Source organism: Streptomyces sp. NPDC005808 (assembly GCF_042871385.1).
Classification (GTDB): domain Bacteria; phylum Actinomycetota; class Actinomycetes; order Streptomycetales; family Streptomycetaceae; genus Streptomyces.
Window position 1 is genome coordinate 64456 of the sequence record NZ_JBIAIK010000011.1, and the last position, 16820, is coordinate 81275.

Annotated in this window: 18 protein-coding genes; 8 read left to right on the plus strand and 10 right to left on the minus strand. The window is 71.2% G+C overall.

All coding sequences use genetic code 11. The features are described 5' to 3' along the window. Positions 1–85 precede the first annotated feature (85 nt). The 6 genes from ACFYPC_RS23885 to ACFYPC_RS23910 all read left to right on the plus strand — a co-directional run bounded on the left by ACFYPC_RS23885 (position 86) and on the right by ACFYPC_RS23910 (position 5433). Positions 86–1606: a purine-cytosine permease family protein gene (locus ACFYPC_RS23885; protein WP_388679623.1), complete on the plus strand. Its 1521-nt coding sequence runs from the start codon at positions 86–88 to the stop codon at positions 1604–1606. After that, on the plus strand, positions 1603–2166 hold the full coding sequence (locus tag ACFYPC_RS23890; RefSeq protein WP_388679626.1) for a cysteine hydrolase family protein: 564 nt from the start codon (positions 1603–1605) through the stop codon (positions 2164–2166). The genes ACFYPC_RS23885 and ACFYPC_RS23890 overlap by 4 nt, the downstream gene beginning before the upstream one ends. Then, positions 2163–2870: a GntR family transcriptional regulator gene (locus ACFYPC_RS23895; protein WP_388679628.1), complete on the plus strand. Its 708-nt coding sequence runs from the start codon at positions 2163–2165 to the stop codon at positions 2868–2870. Before ACFYPC_RS23890 ends, ACFYPC_RS23895 begins: the two co-directional genes overlap by 4 nt. 38 nt (positions 2871–2908) lie before the next feature. Further along, a complete protein-coding gene (locus ACFYPC_RS23900) occupies positions 2909–3913 on the plus strand; it encodes an ADP-ribosylglycohydrolase family protein (protein ID WP_388679630.1) in 1005 nt (334 codons plus the stop codon). Next, positions 3910–4842 (plus strand): PfkB family carbohydrate kinase, encoded by a 933-nt coding sequence (locus ACFYPC_RS23905; RefSeq protein WP_388679632.1) that lies wholly within the window; start codon positions 3910–3912, stop codon positions 4840–4842. The genes ACFYPC_RS23900 and ACFYPC_RS23905 overlap by 4 nt, the downstream gene beginning before the upstream one ends. A gap of 177 nt (positions 4843–5019) precedes the next feature. Beyond that, positions 5020–5433, plus strand: coding sequence for an SseB family protein (locus tag ACFYPC_RS23910; protein ID WP_388679634.1), 414 nt, complete (start codon positions 5020–5022; stop codon positions 5431–5433). A gap of 6 nt (positions 5434–5439) precedes the next feature. On the opposite strand, the gene ACFYPC_RS23915 is transcribed toward ACFYPC_RS23910, so the two are convergent. The 9 genes from ACFYPC_RS23915 to ACFYPC_RS23955 all read right to left on the minus strand — a co-directional run bounded on the left by ACFYPC_RS23915 (position 5440) and on the right by ACFYPC_RS23955 (position 14410). Continuing rightward, positions 5440–6813 carry an FAD-binding oxidoreductase gene (locus tag ACFYPC_RS23915; protein WP_388679636.1) on the minus strand — a complete coding sequence of 458 codons (1374 nt, stop codon included), beginning with the start codon at positions 6811–6813 and terminating at the stop codon, positions 5440–5442. Further along, positions 6810–8054, minus strand: a complete 1245-nt coding sequence (locus tag ACFYPC_RS23920) for an acyl-CoA dehydrogenase family protein (protein ID WP_388679639.1) — start codon at positions 8052–8054, stop codon at positions 6810–6812. The genes ACFYPC_RS23915 and ACFYPC_RS23920 overlap by 4 nt, the downstream gene beginning before the upstream one ends. Further along, positions 8051–9010, minus strand: coding sequence for an ABC transporter substrate-binding protein (locus tag ACFYPC_RS23925; protein WP_388680063.1), 960 nt, complete (start codon positions 9008–9010; stop codon positions 8051–8053). Before ACFYPC_RS23925 ends, ACFYPC_RS23920 begins: the two co-directional genes overlap by 4 nt. A 73-nt stretch (positions 9011–9083) precedes the next feature. Next, positions 9084–10184, minus strand: coding sequence for an LLM class flavin-dependent oxidoreductase (locus ACFYPC_RS23930; RefSeq protein ID WP_388679641.1), 1101 nt, complete (start codon positions 10182–10184; stop codon positions 9084–9086). Between the two features lie 56 nt (positions 10185–10240). Next, positions 10241–11212: an ABC transporter substrate-binding protein gene (locus ACFYPC_RS23935; protein ID WP_388679644.1), complete on the minus strand. Its 972-nt coding sequence runs from the start codon at positions 11210–11212 to the stop codon at positions 10241–10243. Then, entirely contained in the window at positions 11209–11925 is a 717-nt protein-coding gene (locus ACFYPC_RS23940) for an ABC transporter ATP-binding protein (protein ID WP_388679646.1), read from the minus strand. Before ACFYPC_RS23940 ends, ACFYPC_RS23935 begins: the two co-directional genes overlap by 4 nt. Positions 11926–11927: 2 nt before the next feature. Further along, a complete protein-coding gene (locus tag ACFYPC_RS23945) occupies positions 11928–12824 on the minus strand; it encodes an ABC transporter permease (protein WP_388679649.1) in 897 nt (298 codons plus the stop codon). 18 nt (positions 12825–12842) lie between these two features. After that, a complete protein-coding gene (locus ACFYPC_RS23950) occupies positions 12843–13691 on the minus strand; it encodes a sulfurtransferase (protein WP_388679652.1) in 849 nt (282 codons plus the stop codon). Beyond that, on the minus strand, positions 13688–14410 hold the full coding sequence (locus ACFYPC_RS23955; RefSeq protein ID WP_388679655.1) for an alpha/beta hydrolase: 723 nt from the start codon (positions 14408–14410) through the stop codon (positions 13688–13690). Before ACFYPC_RS23955 ends, ACFYPC_RS23950 begins: the two co-directional genes overlap by 4 nt. A 361-nt stretch (positions 14411–14771) precedes the next feature. On the opposite strand from ACFYPC_RS23955, the gene ACFYPC_RS23960 reads away from it, so the two are divergent. Beyond that, positions 14772–15620, plus strand: a complete 849-nt coding sequence (locus ACFYPC_RS23960; protein ID WP_388679658.1) for a LysR family transcriptional regulator — start codon at positions 14772–14774, stop codon at positions 15618–15620. 195 nt (positions 15621–15815) lie between these two features. On the opposite strand, the gene ACFYPC_RS23965 is transcribed toward ACFYPC_RS23960, so the two are convergent. Beyond that, positions 15816–16208 (minus strand): MarR family winged helix-turn-helix transcriptional regulator, encoded by a 393-nt coding sequence (locus ACFYPC_RS23965; RefSeq protein ID WP_388679661.1) that lies wholly within the window; start codon positions 16206–16208, stop codon positions 15816–15818. Positions 16209–16433: 225 nt separating this feature from the next. Between ACFYPC_RS23965 and ACFYPC_RS23970 the strand changes: the two genes are divergently transcribed. Next, on the plus strand, positions 16434–16721 hold the full coding sequence (locus ACFYPC_RS23970) for an ArsR family transcriptional regulator (RefSeq protein WP_388679664.1): 288 nt from the start codon (positions 16434–16436) through the stop codon (positions 16719–16721). The last annotated feature ends 99 nt before the right edge of the window (positions 16722–16820 follow it).

The following is a 16820-nucleotide window of genomic DNA, read 5'->3' on the forward strand; positions in this document are numbered from 1 at the left end:
CGGACCCCGGTTCGCCGGCGCCCCTTGACGGCTCCGGGCGGCCGACCTAGCCTCCACTGAACACGTCTGGACAGGTAGGTCGAAGATGACGGACTCCCGCGATTCCTCCGAGAACAGGCCCGACAGCAGACCCGACAGTGGACCCGGGAGCAGGCAGCTCCAGGTGGAGACACACGGCCTGGACGTGATCGGCGACGCCGAACGGAAGGGCACTCCACGGACACTGTTCTGGCCCTGGTTCGGCGCCAACGTCTCGATCCTCGGACTGAGTTACGGCGCTTTCGCACTCGGCTTCGGCATCTCCTTCTGGCAGGCTCTGATCGCCGGAGTGATCGGCATCGTGTTCTCCTTCCTGCTCTGTGGGTTCGTCGCCGTGGCGGGCAAGCGCGGCTCCGCGCCGACCATGGTGCTCAGCAGAGCCGCCTACGGAGTACGCGGGAACCGGCTTCCCTCGGTGATCTCGTGGATGCTGACCGTCGGCTGGGAGACCGTGCTGACAGCGCTCGCGACCATGGCCACCGCGACCGTGTTCGGGCGGCTCGGCTGGGGCGGTGGCACCGAGACGAAGGTGGTCGCCCTGATCGTGGTCGGCGCGCTCGTCGTGGTCGGCGGTGTGATGGGCTTCGACCTGATCATGCGTCTGCAGACGGTGATCACCGTCGTCACCGCGGTTCTCACGGTCGTCTACATCGCGCTGGTCGCCGACCACATCCACTGGAGCACCGTCAGCGCCGTACCGGCGGGCTCCGCGCAGGAGTTCATCGGCGCGCTGGTCTTCATGATGACCGGCTTCGGACTCGGCTGGGTCAACGCCGCCGCCGACTACTCCCGCTACCTGCCGCGCGGATCGTCCAGCCGGGGCGTGATCGGCTGGACCACCTTCGGAGCCTCGGTGGCGCCACTGCTCCTGCTGGTGTTCGGCCTGCTCCTCGCGGGCTCCTCCAGCGACCTCAGCACGGCCATCGCCGCCGACCCGATCGGCGCGCTGACCACGATCCTGCCCACCTGGTTCCTGGTCCCCTTCGCGATCGTCGCCGTGCTCGGACTGGTCGGCGGCGCGGTCCTGGACATCTACTCGTCAGGCCTGGCGCTGCTCTCCGCCGGTCTGCGCGTGCCGCGCTATCTGGCGGCGCTCCTCGACGGAGTCCTGATGATCGCGGGCTCGGTCTACATCGTCTTCCTCACCGACAACTTCCTGGGCCAGTTCATCGGCTTCCTCACCACCCTGGGCGTTCCCGTCGCCGCCTGGTGCGGGATCATGCTGGCCGACCTCGCGATGCGCCGCCGCGACTACGACGAGCGCGACCTGTTCCGCACCGGCGGCCGGTACGGCGACATCCCGCTCCAGCCGCTGCTGCTCACCCTGACCGCCACCGCGCTCGGCTGGGGCCTGGTCACCAACTCCGCCGCGAGCTGGCTGGAGTGGCAGGGCTATCTGCTCGACCCGTTCGGACTCGGCGGCAAGACGGGTTCCTGGGCCTACGCCAACCTGGGCGTCCTGCTCGCCCTCGCCCTCGGATTCCTCGGCACACTGGCGCTCGGTCGCGGCCGGGTGCCCGCCCAGGAGCGGCAGGACCCGAGCGAGGAGGTGCTCAGCGCCGTATGAACGCCGAACCGGTTCACGGACTGCTCACCGTCATCGACATGCAGCGCGTGTTCGCCGAGCCCGACAGCCCCTGGGCGACGCCACGCTTCGAGGAAGCCGCCCGAGGTGTACGTCGACTGCTGCCGGCCTTCGGTGACCGCGTCACGTTCACCCGCTTCCTCGCGCCGGAGAAGCCCGTCGGAGCCTGGCGCGCCTACTACGACCAGTGGCCCTTCGCGCTGCAGCCGGCCGACGCCCCGCTGTGGGAGCTGACGGACGAATTCGCCGAACAGGCAAGGCACTTGGTGAACGCCACGACCTTCGGCAAGTGGACCCCCGAGCTCGCGGCGCGCGTCGGCAGCGACGGGCGGCTGGTCCTCGCCGGAGTCAGCACCGACTGCTGCGTCGTGTCCACCGCCCTCGCCGCCGCGGACGCCGGAATCGAGGTGCTGGTCGTGGCCGACGCCTGCGCGGGCGTCGACGACGACTCGCACGCCAAGGCTCTCCATGTGCTGGATCTGTACCGGCCGTTGATCCGGGTCGTCACCGTCGACGAGGTCCTTGCCGGGGTCGCGGCATGACCGGAATCCCGCTGAAGCACCAGCAGATCACTGACGTACTCGCCAAGGAGATCCGCAGCGGACGCCGGCCGGCGGGGGAGCAGTTGCCGGGGGAGCACGCCCTGGCCCAGCGCTTCGGCGTCAGCCGCACCACGGTGCGCGCCGCACTCGCCGAACTGAACGACGCCGGACTGATCGCCACCCGCACCGGCAAGGGCTCGTACGTACTCTTCGACGGCCGCCCGCTCGACGACCGGCTCGGCTGGGCGCACGCCCTGGCCGTCCAGGGCGTCGACACACGCGTGCGGACACTCGCGGTCCGGGAAGTCCACGACAAGGAGCTGGCCTTTCAACTCGCTCTGGACATACCGACGTTCATACGGGTCGAGCGGATCCGGGAGCTGGTCGCCGACGGCTCCGTGATCTCGTACGAACGCAGCTGTCTGCCGCCCGTTCCCGGCGTAAAGGAACTTCCGGGGCGCGGTCTCGACGACCTCTCCCTCACCGAGGTGATGCTGCGGGCCGGGCTCCGCCCCGACCACGGTGAACAGCGGCTGGCCGGGCGGCGGATCGACGTCCGGGAAGCGCAGGTGCTGCGCCGTGCACCGGGTGACTGGTTCCTCGACACGCGGCGCACGAGCCGTGCGGTCGACGGCTCCTTCGTCGAACATGTCGCGAGCCTGCTCGACCCCGACCACTTCCAGCTCTCCCTCGAGTTCGGCTGAACCCCTGTTTTGACACACTCCTGCTACGGAAAGCGCCCATGACTCTCCAGAGCCGCGCCGCCGGAGCCCTCTACGGGCTCGCCCTCGGGGACGCCCTCGGTATGCCGACCCAGATGCTGTCGCGCCCGCGGATCCTCGCGCGCTACGGCCCGGTGCTGACCGGGTTCCAGCCCGCCGACCTCGACCACCCGCTGGCCGCCGGAATGCCGGCCGGGGCGGTCACCGACGACACCGAACAGGCCCTCCTGCTCGCCCGGTTGCTGCTCGACGGCAAGGGGAGCATCGACCCGGCGGAGCTCGCCCGGCGTCTGGTGGCCTGGGAGGAGGACATGCGGGCCCGTGGCTCGCTGGATCTGCTCGGCCCCTCCACCAAGCGTGCGGTCGAACTGGTCCTGGCGGGTACGCCCGTGGACGAGGTCGGCAGGTACGGCACCACCAACGGCGCGGCGATGCGGATCGCGCCCGTGGGCATCGCCGTGTCCGTGGCGGATCCGGTTGCGCTGGTGGACCGGGTCGTGGAGGCCAGCCGGCTGACCCACAACACCGGGGTCGCCCTGGCGGGCGCGGCAGCAGTGGCCGCCGCGGTCAGCGCGGGACTTGACGGAGCGTCGGTCGCGCAGGCCGTCGAAGTCGCAATCGCGGCGGCCCGGTCGGCGGCGGACCGTGGCCACTGGGTGGCCGCCGCCGATGTGGCCGAGCGGATCGTGTGGGCCACCGGGCTGGTACGAGGTCTCGATGAGGCCCAGGTATGCGACCGGGTCTACACCTTGGTGGGCACCAGCCTGGCGACCCAGGAGTCCGTACCCGCCGCCTTCGCCGTCCTCGCAGCCTCTCCGGACGACCCGTGGCGGGCCGTGCTGCTCGCCGCGTCCGTCGGCGGCGACTGTGACACCATCGCCGCGATCGCGGGCGCCGTCGGTGGCGCCTGCCACGGAGTGGACGCCTTTCCGGCCGACGCACGGGCGGCCTTGGCGCGAGTGAACCCACAGCTGAACCTGGACGCGACCGCCGCCGCGCTCCTCACCCTGCGAGGACGGCCATGAGCCGGCTCCTGCACCTCGGCAACGTGATGATGGACCTGGTCCTGGAGGTCCCCGCCCTGCCTGAGCGTGGCGGTGACGTCCTCGCCACCCGCACCGACCGGACGCCGGGCGGCGGTTTCAACGTCATGGCGGCGGCAGCCCGGCAGGGACTGCCCGTGACCTACGCGGGCGCCCACGGTACGGGTCCCTTCGGCGACCGGGCCCGGAGCGCCCTGCGCGCGGAGGGCATCGACGTCCTGCTGGCACCCCGCCCGGACCTCGACACCGGCCTCGTCGTCTGCCTCGTCGACGCCGAGGGCGAGCGCACTTTTGTCACGAGCCCGGGTGCCGAAGCCACACTGGCCTTCACCGATCTCGCCGAACTGCGGCCGGCGGCAGCCGACATGGCTTATATCTCCGGCTACAGCCTGATGTACGAGGCCAATCGCGCCGCGCTCGTCGAATGGGTGCCCCGGCTGGACCCGGCCGTCACGGTGATCGTGGATCCTGGCCCCCTGGTGGGCGAAATCCCCCTTGAGGCGCTGGAGTTGCTCATGGCGCGAGCCGACTGGTGGAGTTGCAACGCCCGTGAAGCCGCGCTGCTCACGGGAGTCGACGAGCCAGTCGCCGCGGCCCGCGCCGTGCGTTCCCGTCTGAAGCGCGGCTCGGCCCTGATCCGTACCGGACCGGACGGCTGCCTCCTGCACCACGAAGGCACACTCACCGCGGTCCCCGGATTCGACGTCCGGGCAGTCGACCTCAACGGCGCGGGCGACGCGCACACCGGTGTCTTCATGGCCGGCCTGGCGGGCGGTCTGGCCCCGTCCGACGCCGCCCGTCGTGCCAACGCGGCCGCCGCGCTGGCGGTCACCCGGTCCGGACCCGCCACCGCGCCCGACGCGCCCGCACTCGACGAGTTCCTCCGTCAATCGCGCCCGGCTCCCCGGTAGGGATCCGGCCTGCGCGTGGGCACCCGTCACCACTACTCGTCGGTTTTCACCGCCTGGACTGGACATTCTCGATCGGCAAGTGTGAGGAATGCCCAGGCATCGGGTGGGTACGCGACGAGGGTGTGCCCGGGGCGGACCCGTCCCGGGCGACCCGTCCGTACTACCCCGGGATTTGCCATGGACACCCCCCTGAACAACCACACCCCGCCCACGACACCCGCCCAGGAGGCACTGGACGTCCTGACCCGGAACACCGAGGACGCGGTGGCACTGGACACGCTGGCCGGCAGCGATGTCCTGGTCCCCGTGCCGGACGACGTCAGCGAGGAGGAGGTCGCCGACCCTACGGCCGTCGCGCTGCCCGTCCTGGAGGCGCCGGGCGGTGAGCAGGTCGTGCCGGTCTTCACCTCGGAGCTGGAGATGGCAGGGCTGCTCCCGTCCGTCTCCCGGTACCGCATGGTGCCGCTGGGCGCCCTCGCCTCGCAGTGGCCGTCCAGTGAACTGGCGCTCACGATCGACGGCAGTTCGCCGCACGGCCTGACCCTCACCTCCGAGGGCGTCCGCACCCTGCTCGCCAGGCCTCAGGCGTAAGGCCGCCTACAGACTCTTGCCGGGATTGAGGATCCCGCGGGGGTCGAAGGCGTCCTTCAGGCGCCGCTGCAGCGCGTGGGCCGCGGGCCCCAGTTCGTCCGCCACCCACTGCCGCTTCAGGACCCCCACCCCGTGCTCGCCCGTCAGCGTGCCGCCGAGGCGCAGGGCCAGCGCGAAGATCTCGCCGGCCGCCTCCCACGCGGCGTCCGGCAGCACGGGCAGTGACGGGTCCACCACGATGATCGGGTGGAGGTTCCCGTCCGCCGCGTGCGCGATGGTGAACACGGGCACGTCATGGCGTGCGGAGATGGCGCGGATCTCGCGGGCCGCCTCCGCGAGCCGGGAGCGCGGTACCGCGATGTCCTCGATCAGCGGACGCCCCAGGCGTTCCAGCGCGGGCAGCGCGAGGCGGCGGGCGGCGAGCAGAGCGTCGGCTTCGGCGGGGTCCGCCGCCGTCTCGACCGCCGTGGCCAGCGGTGCCAGCAGCCGGGCGACCGTCTCCGCCTCGATCGCCGCGCCCGCGCCGTCGCACTGGACGAGCAGCAGGGCCGCGCCGCGCTCGCGCAGCGCGGGGTCGATGGCCTGCAGTACCGGCCCGTCGACCAGCTCCGCCAGCGCGGGCTCGACGCCGGCCCGCGCGATCGCGTACGAGGCCTCGGCGGCGTCCTCGAAGGAGGCGAAGTACGCGGCGAGCGTGGCCGTCGCCACCGGGACGGGCCGCAGCCGCAGCGTCGCCGACGTGATCACCGCGAGGGTGCCCTCGGAGCCGGTGAGCAGTGCCGTGAGGTCGTAGCCGGTGACGCCCTTGACGGTACGGCGGCCGGTGCGCACGACGGTTCCGTCCGCGAGCACCGCCTCGAGACCGAGCACGCTGTCCCGCGTCACGCCGTACTTGGCGCAGCGCAGACCGCCGGCGTTGGTCGCGATGTTCCCGCCGATCGTGGAGATGGCCGCGCTCGCCGGATCGGGTGCGTAGCGCAGACCGTGCGCGGCGGCCGCGAGGTCCAGCTCGGCGGTGATCACACCGGGTTCGACGACAGCGAGCTGGTCGTCCGTCGACAGTTCGAGGATGCGGTTCATCCCGGACAGGTCGAGGACCAGCGTGCCCTCGCCCGCCGTCGCGCCGCCCGACAGACCGGTGCCCGCGCCGCGCGGGACCACCGGCACACGCAGTTCGTGCGCGTGCCGGAGAGTGACGGTCACGTCCTCGGTGCGTCGGGCGTGCACGACAGCCAGCGGACTGCCGTCGACGCGCGTGCCGGAGCGGTCGGTGGCGTGCGCGGTCAGCGTGGCCGGGTCCGTGGTGAGGCGGTCGGGGGGCAGGTCACGGGCGAGGAGGCCCAGCAACTGGGCCGAGGCCGTGATGGCTGGTGCTGTCATACGATCAGAGCCTTCGTGTCGGTCGGCGCCTGAGCTTCGCCCGATGCCGTCGTTTCGCTCGGTGCCTTTGTGCCCGCCGGGGAATTCGTGCCGTTCGGTGCCTGTGTGCCCGTCGGGGCTTTCGTACCGTTCAACGCCTTCGTTCCGATCGTGAGCAGGGAGATGTCCTCCTGGGGTGCGTGCACGGGCGCGCACTGGATGTCGCGGAAGTGCCGCTCCAGGGGGTTGCCGCGAGCCAGGCCCGGGTTGCCGAGCAGCCGCACGGCCAGTTCCACGGCCCGTACGCTGTGCCGGTCGGCCAGCACGCGCGCGCCGAGCGCCTGTTCCGGGGTGTACGACGTGTCGCCCGCGTCGACCAGGGCGGCGCCGCCGAGCACCAGCTGCTCGGCGGCGGTGAGCAGCACCTCGATCTCCCCGGCCGTCCGCCGGAAGCGTTCGGTACGGGCCACCGGGTGACCGAGGTTGGCCGGCACGCGTGAGTGCGCGAAGGTGTGGAAGAAGGCCTGCGCCGCCCGTGCGACACCCAAGTAGAGGGCGGCGAGCGGCAGATGGAGAGCGGCGCCGGCCCTGTTGTCCTGCTCGGCTGCGGGTCCGTGCGGGCCCAGGCCGATGACGTTCTCGTACGGGATCTCCACGCCGTGGAAGGCGACGTCATGGCTGCCGCTGGCCCGCAGACCCAACTGATCCCAGCGGTCGGCGATCTCGATGCCGGGGGAGCCGCCCGGGACCAGGAAGGTGCCCACGCGCGGCTCCGGTTCGTCGGTGGTGGCCCACACGAGGAACCAGTCGAGACCTTCGGCTCCGGTCACGAACCGTTTGCGGCCACTGAGCGACCAGCCGTCGGCGGTGCGCCGCGCGAGGGTGGCGGGCAGTCCGCCCCGCGCGGGGGAGCCCAGATCGGGCTCCACGCGCGCGTGGTTGATGAGAACGGGCCGCTTCTCGGATTCCTTGAGCACGCGCGCGTACAGCTCGTCGGGCCAGTGCGGCTGGACGGCCTGCCTGGCGTGGGTGTTGAGGGTCATCGCCGTGATCAGGGCGACGGAGGGGTCGCCCTGGCCGAGGGTGTGCAGGATGCGCGCGGTCTCGGCGACTCTGCCGCCCGGGCCGCCGTAGCGTTCGCCGACGGTCGCGGTGAGCAGTCCGGCCTCGTGCACGGCCTGGAGGGACTCGGCGGGGAAGGCAGCCGATCGATCGTATTCGGGGGCAAGTTCCGCGAGGCGAAGCGTTATCGGGGAGGTCACAGTGCCTTCTTGAGGTCGGCGTTGAGGTCGCGGCTCCAGAAGGCCCCGACGTCCAGGTGCGACTTGAGCGCGCCGAGTTCGGTGAAGGCGTCGGCCACCTTCTGCTGCGAGGCGATGGTGGCGTCGCTGACCGTCTCGGCCTGGTTGGGCCGCTGGGTCTGCTGGGCGACGAGGTCCTTCTCGGCCTGCTCCACGGGCTGGTGGGTGGCGTCGGCGATGACCTTGGCGAACTCGGCCTCGTGCCCGTCCCTGACATACGCGTACGCCTGGGAGATCCGGGCGATCAGATCGGCCGCGGCGGCGGTCTGCGCGGGGCTCTTCAGCACGGTGTCCCGCGCCGACCAGAGGAAGTTGCCGGACAGGATGTCCTTGCCCGAACCGATGGTGACGGCGCCCTGCTGGTGGGCGGTGATGATCGACGTGCCGTAGGAGGCGAAGGCGTCGATGCCGCCGCCGTTCAGGGCCGCGAGTCCGTCATTGGGGAGCAGGGGCTTGGCGTCGATGTCGGACCACTTCAGGCCCGCCTGCTTGAGCAGCTCGTACAGGAAGTAGTGCGCGGTGGTGTTCGCGACGTAGCCGACCTTCTTGCCCTTCAGGCCCGCGATGTCGGTCACCTTGGAGCCTTTGGGGACGACGACCTCCTGATTGAGTGTCGCGGCCCGCTCCACGGCGACGACCTTGAAGTTGGGCTTGCCGTCGGCCGCCGCGAAGATCGGCGGGATCTCACTGGAGGAGGCGAGGTCGAGCGCTCCCGCCCGGATGGCCTGGAGCTGCAGGTCACCTCCCTGGAAGAGGCTCCAATTGACCTTGTAAGGGGTGTCGTCGAGGTGGGCGAACTTGAGGATCGCCTCGTCGGCCTTCCAGCCGGTGGCGCCGACGTCCAGGGTCACGGAGGAGACGTCGGACGAGGATTCGGCCTGCGCCTCGTTCCCGCAGGCCGCCGCGAACGGCAGCATGAGGGCCAGGGCGGCGGTGGACGCACGCAGGGTATGACGCAACACGGAATCTCCATGAGAGCTCAGAGGGGGGTCAGGCGGCCTGGGAGGTGGCGGCGCGGTGGGCGAGTTCCTGCCGGACCAGCGGGAGTACGTAACGGGCGTAGTCGATTGCGTCGTTGAGCGGGTCGTAGCCGCGGATCGACAGCAGGTCGCAGCCGATGTCGACGTAGTCGAGCAGCGCCTGGGCAACGGTCTCGGGGGAGCCGACCAGCGCGGTCGAGGCGCCGGCTGCGTTCGTCGCGATGGCCGGCGCCGTCCACAGGCAGCGGTCGTGGACCTCGCCGCGCTCGGCGATGTCGAGGAGCCGCTGCGAGCCGACATTGGCCGGCCGCCCGGATGTCTTGTAGTGGCGCAGCAGCTCGGTGTTCGCGGTCTGCTCCTTGAGCACGCCGAGGGTGCGGTGCGCCTTCTCCCAGGCCAGCTCGTCGGTGGGCGCGATGATCGGGCGGAACGACACCCAGATACGCGGGTGCGGGCGCCCGGCGGCGTCGGCGACGGCGTTCACGGCGGCGATCTGCTCCGCCGTCTCCTTCAGAGGCTCGCCCCACATCCCGAAGATGTCGCCCTGCTGCCCGCCCACCCGGTACGCGTCCTGCGAGGAACCGCCCACCGAGATCGGCACGAGCCCGTTCACGGGACGTACGTCGGAGTGGAATCCCTCGAACTTGTAGTGCTTGCCCTCGTGGGAGACCGGCCCGTCCGCGGTCCACACCTTCCGCAGGATCTGGATGTACTCGTCCGAACGCTCGTACCGCTCGGTCTTGTTGAGGTAGTCGCCCTCCCTGTGCTGCTCCTCGTCGCTGCCGCCGGAGATGATGTGAACGGACAGACGTCCGTTGCTGATCCGGTCGAGCGTCGCGAAGGCGCGTGCCGCGTGGGTGGGGAAGATGACACCGGGCCGGTGCGCGAGGACCGGGCGGATGCGCTCGGTGTGCGTGGCGACGAACTGGGCCAGCTGGAGGGCGTCCGGTGAGGCCGAGTGGTAGGCGACCAGTGTGTGGTCGAAGCCTCCGTCGTCCAGGGCGCGGGCGTAGCGGCGTACGAAGTCGGGGTCGAAGCCGGTGCGCGCGCTGGCGGCCGGACCACTCGTCCCGGCGTCGGTGTGGACGGCGCTGATGAACTCTACGGGCATGGAGAACTCCTGGCGTTCAAAGGTCACTTGCTTTCAAAAGGCGGTCGGGGCGGAGGTCACTTGAGCACGGACGTGTCCGCCGACTTCGCCACGTCGACGTTCGGTTCGAGCACGCCGATGCCGTTCATGAGGTCGGCGACGTCCTGGACCTTCGAGGTCACCTCGGAGGTGATGGGGAGAACCTTGCTGTACGCGGACGTGGAGAGGGTTTTCGCGACCGAGGGGTCGGCGCCGTTCAGCTTCACGATGGCGTCCGCGTACGCGGATTCGTGCGTGTCCGTCCACTCCAGGGCCGTACCGAGGCGCTTGAGGAAGTCGCCGAGCGCGGTCTTCTTCGCCGGGCTCGCAAGGGCCTGCTCGGAGGCGCCGATGAAGCCGTACCCACTTATGCGTCCGTCGGTGCCGTCGACGAGGAGCCGGCCCTCCTGCTGCAGACCGACCGCCATATAGGTCCCGAAGGTCGCCCAGACGCCGATCTTCCCGGAGACGAAGGCCGCCTGCGCGTCGGTCGGCAGGAGGTACTGCACCTTCACGTCGGAGTAGTTGAGCCCGTTCTGCTGCAGGACGTTGGCCAGCAGATACTCGGCGATGCTGCCCTTCGCCGAGGACACCACGACCGTCTTGCCCTTGAGATCCTTGACGCTCTTCACGTCGGAGTCTTTGGGGACGATGATCCCGGTGCTGTGGCCGTCGTTCTTGAGCGCGGCGATGGTCTTGAACTTGACGCCGCCACTGAGCGCCTGGAGGGCGGGCAGATCGGCGGAGTACGCGGTGTCGGTGGCGCCCGCCTGGACGGCCTGGTAGAGCGGCGCGGCGCCCTCGAACTCGGCCCACTTCACCTTGTATTTGGCACCGTCGAGGGCGCCCGAGGCGGCGAAGATGGTCTGGAGAGTCTTCGCCTGGTCGCCGATGGTCAGGGTGACCTCGTCCTGGCTGGTGGCCGTGTCCGCGGAGGAGTCGGCGCCGCAGGCGGTCAGTGCCAGCAGAGCGGTGAGGCTCAGGGCGGCGGCTGCGATTCTGCGTATCACGAGGGGGTTCCTTCGAGGGTGGGGGCGACACCGAGCCAGCCGAGGACGCGGGCCCGGAGGGTGACGAACTCGGAGGCGGTGAGATCGCGGGGGCGGGGCAGATCGACGGTGACGTCGTGGGCGATGTGCCCCTCGTCCATCACCAGCACCCGGTCAGCGAGCAGCAGCGCCTCCTCCACGTCATGCGTGACCAGGAGAATCGCGCAGCCGTGCCGCTGCCACAGCTCGCCGACCAGCTGCTGCACCTTGCCCCGGGTCAGTGCGTCAAGTGCGCCGAACGGCTCGTCCAGGAGCAGGAGTTCGGGCTCGCGGACGAGGGCACGGGCGAGTGAGACGCGCTGCGCCTGTCCTCCGGAGAGGGTCTTGGGCCAGACGGTCGCGCGTTCCGCGATGCCCACCTCGTCGAGCGCCTTGTCGGCGAGCGTGCGGTCGGGGCGGCCGGGCAGCCCGAGGACGACGTTGCGCCACACCTTCAGCCAGGGCAGCAGCCGGGGAGACTGGAACGCGGCACTGCGTCGCGCGGGCACGGTCACCTCGCCGCCGATCTCGTCGTCGAGCCCGGCGAGGATGCGCAGCAGCGTCGACTTGCCGCAGCCGCTGTGCCCGAGGAGGGCCACGAACTCGCCCTCGCGGATGTCGAGGTCGAGGTCGTGCAGGACGGGGTTGCCGTCGAAGGCCCGCGAAAGCCCCCGTATTTCCACGCTGTTGGTCATCGTCAGGCCTCGCCCTCGAAGTTGGCGCGCCAGGTCAGCAGCCGGCGCGAGAGAACCCGTACGGCGAAGTCGCAGGTCAGACCGAGCAGCGCGTACACGGCCAGGCAGAGCACGATGATGTCCGTGCGGAAGTACTGCTGGGCGTTGCTCATCAGATAGCCGAGGCCCGCGTCGGCGTTGACCTGTTCGGCGAAGACGAGCGCGAGCCAGGCGGTGGAGAGCGCGTACCGCAGGCCCACGAGTGCCCCCGGGAGCGCGCTCGGCAGGATCACGTACCGGATCAGGCCCAGTCGGCCGAGCCCCATCATCCGTGCCGCTTCGACGAGTTGGGAGTCGGTGGACCGGATGCCGCCGTAGATGTTGAAGTACAGCGGGTAGGTGACGCCGAGTGCGACGAGCGCGATCTTCGGGGTCTCGTCGATGCCGAACCAGACGATGAACAGCGGGATCAGACCCACCCACGGGATCGCCCGGAACATGCCCATCGACGAGTCGATGACGTCCTCGCCGAGCCGGAACAGCCCGGCCAGCAGCGAGAGGCTCAGCGCGATGGTCGCGCCGATCAGGAACCCGATGCCGGCCCGGCGTCCCGACGCGGCGATGGCGCTCGGCAGTTCACCGTTCTTGGTCAGCTCCACGGCCTGACGCAGCACGTCCACGGGGGAGGCGAGCACGGACTCGGGGAGAACGCCTGTGTCCGAGGCCAGGAACCACAGGAGTACCAGGCCGACGGGGCCGGAGGCGCGGCGTACCGAGCGGGGGACGGTGAAGCGGCGGGTGGTGCGGGCGGTGCCGCGGATGGTGACCCGGGGCGTGCTCCGGGGGGCCGGAGCGGCAGGGGTGTCGGGAGCGGGGGCGGGCAGCACGGCCGGCGCCGGGCTCAGGGGTTTCGTCGTCATGGCGGGGTTCCTCTCGCCTCAGGACGGCAGGGGGCCGGTCGCGGCGGGGCGTGCGGGATCTGCGGACCAGGCTGACCAGGAGCCGGGGAAGAGGGTCGCCTCATAACCGGCGATGGCGAGTGCGGCGATCTGGTGGGCGGCGGTGACGCCTGAGCCGCAGTAGACGCCGATACGCGCGGTCGCGTCGGCGCCCTTGTCCGCGAACCTCTTGCGCAGCTCGTCGGGCGGCAGGAAGGTGCCGTCCGCCGCGAGGTTCTCCCCGGTCGGAGCGGAGACCGCCCCTGGGATGTGGCCGGCGCGCGGGTCCACCGGTTCGACCTCGCCGCGGTATCGCTCGGCCGCGCGGGCGTCCAGCAGCAGCCCCGTCGTGGCGAGGTCGGCGGCCCCGTCCACGTCGATGGTCTGCAGGGTGTCGGGGCGCAGGACGACGTCACCGAGCGGCGGAGCGGCGGGTGTGCCCGACTCCAGTGGAAGTCCGGCCGCCCGCCACGCGCCCAACGCGCCGTCCAGGAGCGTCACTTCGGCCACTCCGGCGTAGCGCAGCAGCCACCACGCCCGGGCCGCGGCCGTGTTCCCCAAGTCGTCGTACACGACGACCGGTTGACCGGCCCGCAGACCCCACCGGTGTGCCGCCGCCCGTAGATCGTCGAGATCCGGCAGCGGATGGCGTCCACCCTCCGGGCTCGGCGGCGCGGCCAACTCGGTGTCCAGGTCGACGTACACGGCGCCGGGGATGTGTCCGGCCGCGTAGTGGTCGCGGCCGTGCGGGTCGCCGAGTGCCCAGCGGACGTCGAGTACGGCGGGCGGCTCGGCGGAGCGCAGCAGGGCGTCGAGCTCGGCGACCGTCGTTGTCACCCGGCCGGTCATGCGAGGGCCTCGGCGATCAGGGGCAGCTCGGGGGAGAGGCGCAGCCGCTCCAGGAAGAGGACCACCGTGGCGGCGGCCGTGCGGTGCTGGGCGTCGTTCAGCACGTCATGACGGCCGGCCTCGAACGTCACGGACCGCACCTCGGGGTGGCCGGCGTACAGGGTCAGCGCCTGGTCGAGGGGGCTGACCGTGTCGTCCGCGCCGTGCAGGGCGAGCACCGGGACGTCCACGAGGTCGAGGCGCAGCTCCGGAAGGTCGGCTGTCGCGTCGATGGCGCCGCGCCGGAAGTCCGGGTCGTTCGTGAGCCGCCCCTGGTGGGTGGGGCAGGCGGTGCGCGCCTGGACCTCGACGTCCCAGCCGCCGGACTCCCAGGGAGCGGTGGGCAGACCGACGAGGATCACCGCGTCGATCCCCGGCGTCTGCTCGGCGGCGAGGTGGGCGGCGTACCGGGCACCGGTGTCCGAACCGACCAGTACCTTCGGGCCGGGCAGCGACTCGTCGGCGAGGAGCTTGGCGGCCTGGTCAAGGACCGACGGGTCGGCGCCGGGATCGCCGAGGGCGAGAACCCGGTAGGCGTCGAAGGCGAGCCGGCGGCCGAAGCGCTCGTACAGGCCGCCGTGCTCACCGCGCCCGGCCAGCACGATGAGCGTGCCGCGTGCGGCGAGGCCTTCGGGTTCGTTCCAGACGGACAGGGATGGGGAAGGCGGGGATGCGGGCATGAGGGGGCGACTCCCTTGGCGGGGCGGGGCGACATGGGGGTGGAGATGCGGAGATACCAGGCCGCGGCTCAGGACCGGTGTCACGCGTCATACGCGGAACCAGAGACGGCTCGCGGGAGAAAGGAGCGCCGAACGCCTCAGTAATGGCCGGCGGCGGAGTGCTTCAGCAGATCAGCGACAGCGCGCGCTGCACGCCACGCCGAAGTCGATGACTCGGCGCTGCGTCAGGAAGGCAGCGGTAGCGGTGGCGTGAAGCATGGCCTCATCATGACTGACCGTGGCCGAGCGCGTCCAACGACGATTCCGCATCGAAATCGATCAGCAATCGCGATCGGTGCCGGCATCGGACTACGTTCGACGCATGTCCCAACCTGTGCTCGACATCGTGGCCCTACGCAGCCTGACCGCGATAGCCGACTGCGGCGGCTTCCATCGCGCGGCCCACTCCCTCGCCCTCAGCCAGTCCGCGGTCAGCCAGCACGTGCGCAGACTGGAGAAGACGCTGGGCCGCGCGGTCGTCGAGCGTGAGGGCCGCGGGATGCGGTTCACCACCGACGGACGCCTGTTGGTGGAGCAGGCCCGCCGTATCCTCGCCGTCCACGACGAGGCCGTACGCGCCCTCCTCGACGTGGACGGCGACACCGTGACCATCGGCTCCACCGAGCACGCCGCGGACCAGTTCCTGCCCCGGCTCACCGCCGCCGTGCAGTCGGTACGGCCCGGCTGCCGGGTGCGCTTCCGCATCGACCGCTCGGCGCGCCTCGTCGAGGCCGTGGAGCGGGGCAGCGTGGACGTCGCGGTGTACGTCACCGAGGCCGCCGCCACCGAGGGCACCCCGGTCGGCGGGCTGCCGCTCACCTGGCACGCCACCCCCGGCTGGGCGCCGCCCGGGGCGCCCGATCCCGTACCGCTGGTCGCCATCGAGGACCCCTGCGCGATCCGCCGCCGGGCCATCGCGACCCTCGCCGCGCACGGCGTCGCGGCCAGGGTGGTGGGCGACGCGGGCTATCTCGCGGGCGTCCTCGACATCGCCCGCACCGGTCAGGGCGTGGCCCTGCTCGCCGCGGTCGGACCCGCGCCGGACGGCCTGACACCCTATGACGGACTGCCCCCGGTCACCCCGATCCCCATGAGCGCGCTGGCCCGCTCCGGCGCGGACCCGGCCACGGTCGCCGCCGCGTTCGACGCCGTACGGGATCTGCTGCGGTGACGCGGGGCGGGTGACGCGGGCGGGTACGTGGGACAGGGCAGGACACGCGCGGAGCGTGCCGCGACGCAGGTGACCTGCCCTGTCGGTCCGCAACGGCCGATGGACCTGCGCCCGGGAAGCGGGGGAAGGCTCGGAGGTGAGGAGCGTCCGGTACAACGGCCCCCCTTCGTCGAACAGTTGGCCCCCGGCCCGGCGCTATCCGCCCAACATGCGGGCGAGGGCGGCGCGTTGCAGAGGGTGTACCTCCGCGTGCAGATCGTGGCCCTTGGCGGTGAGCGCGACCCACACTCCGCGCCGGTCGTCCGCGCAGAGGGTGCGTTCGACCAGGCCGTCCCTCTCCAGTCGACCGATCAGGCGGGACAGCGCGCTCTGGCTCAGATGGACACGGTCGGCGATGTTCTGCACACGGCACTGTGCGCCGGGATCCGCGGCCACGCCGGAGGCGAGGATGTCGAGCACCTCGAAGTCGCTGGCGCCGAGACCGTACGGATGCAGCTCGCGGTCGATCTCGCACATCGTGCGCGCGTGCACCGAGAGAATGTCCCGCCACTTGTCCTCGAGCCGAGCGTCCGGACTCTTCACTGCCATAACTGAACGGTAACAGAGATCCGGCCAGTAATTGAGCGTGCAACTAGTTCAGCCGCATCCAGTCGCTGCCCCCTCGCCATGGAGAGGCTCCGCGCCGCTGAGCAACTGGGGTGAGACCCGGGCTTTCCCGGTGGCGTCCGGTCTTCGCGGGCGTCGCCGAAGGCCGTGCGCGTCGCCCCGGGCTGCGGGACAGTGTCGGGAGACCGCCGTGACGGAGGGGACAAGATGCTGAAGCTTCCCGTCAGTGGACAACGACTGGAGATCCTGGAGTGGCTGCGCGATCCCGTGGCGCACTTTCCTCCGCAGCGGCGCGGTGATCTCGTCGAGGACGGTGTCACTCCGGCGACCGTCGCCGCCAAGCTCGGTGTGAGCCGTGGCGTCGCGCGCACTCACCTCGACGTCCTCACGGGGATCGGGTTGCTGCGCACCAAGAAGATCAGACGTCGCACCTTCTACCACCGCGACGAGTACCGCATCGCCGAGGTGGTCCGCTTCTTCGAGGCGGGCTGGTAGGGGCCACAGGTCCTCGATGGCTTCTGCCGGGCGTGCGAGACCTGTCGCCCCGGCGTTACGCTGTCCACCGGCCGCGATCTTGCCGCGCGGCGCGGCGGC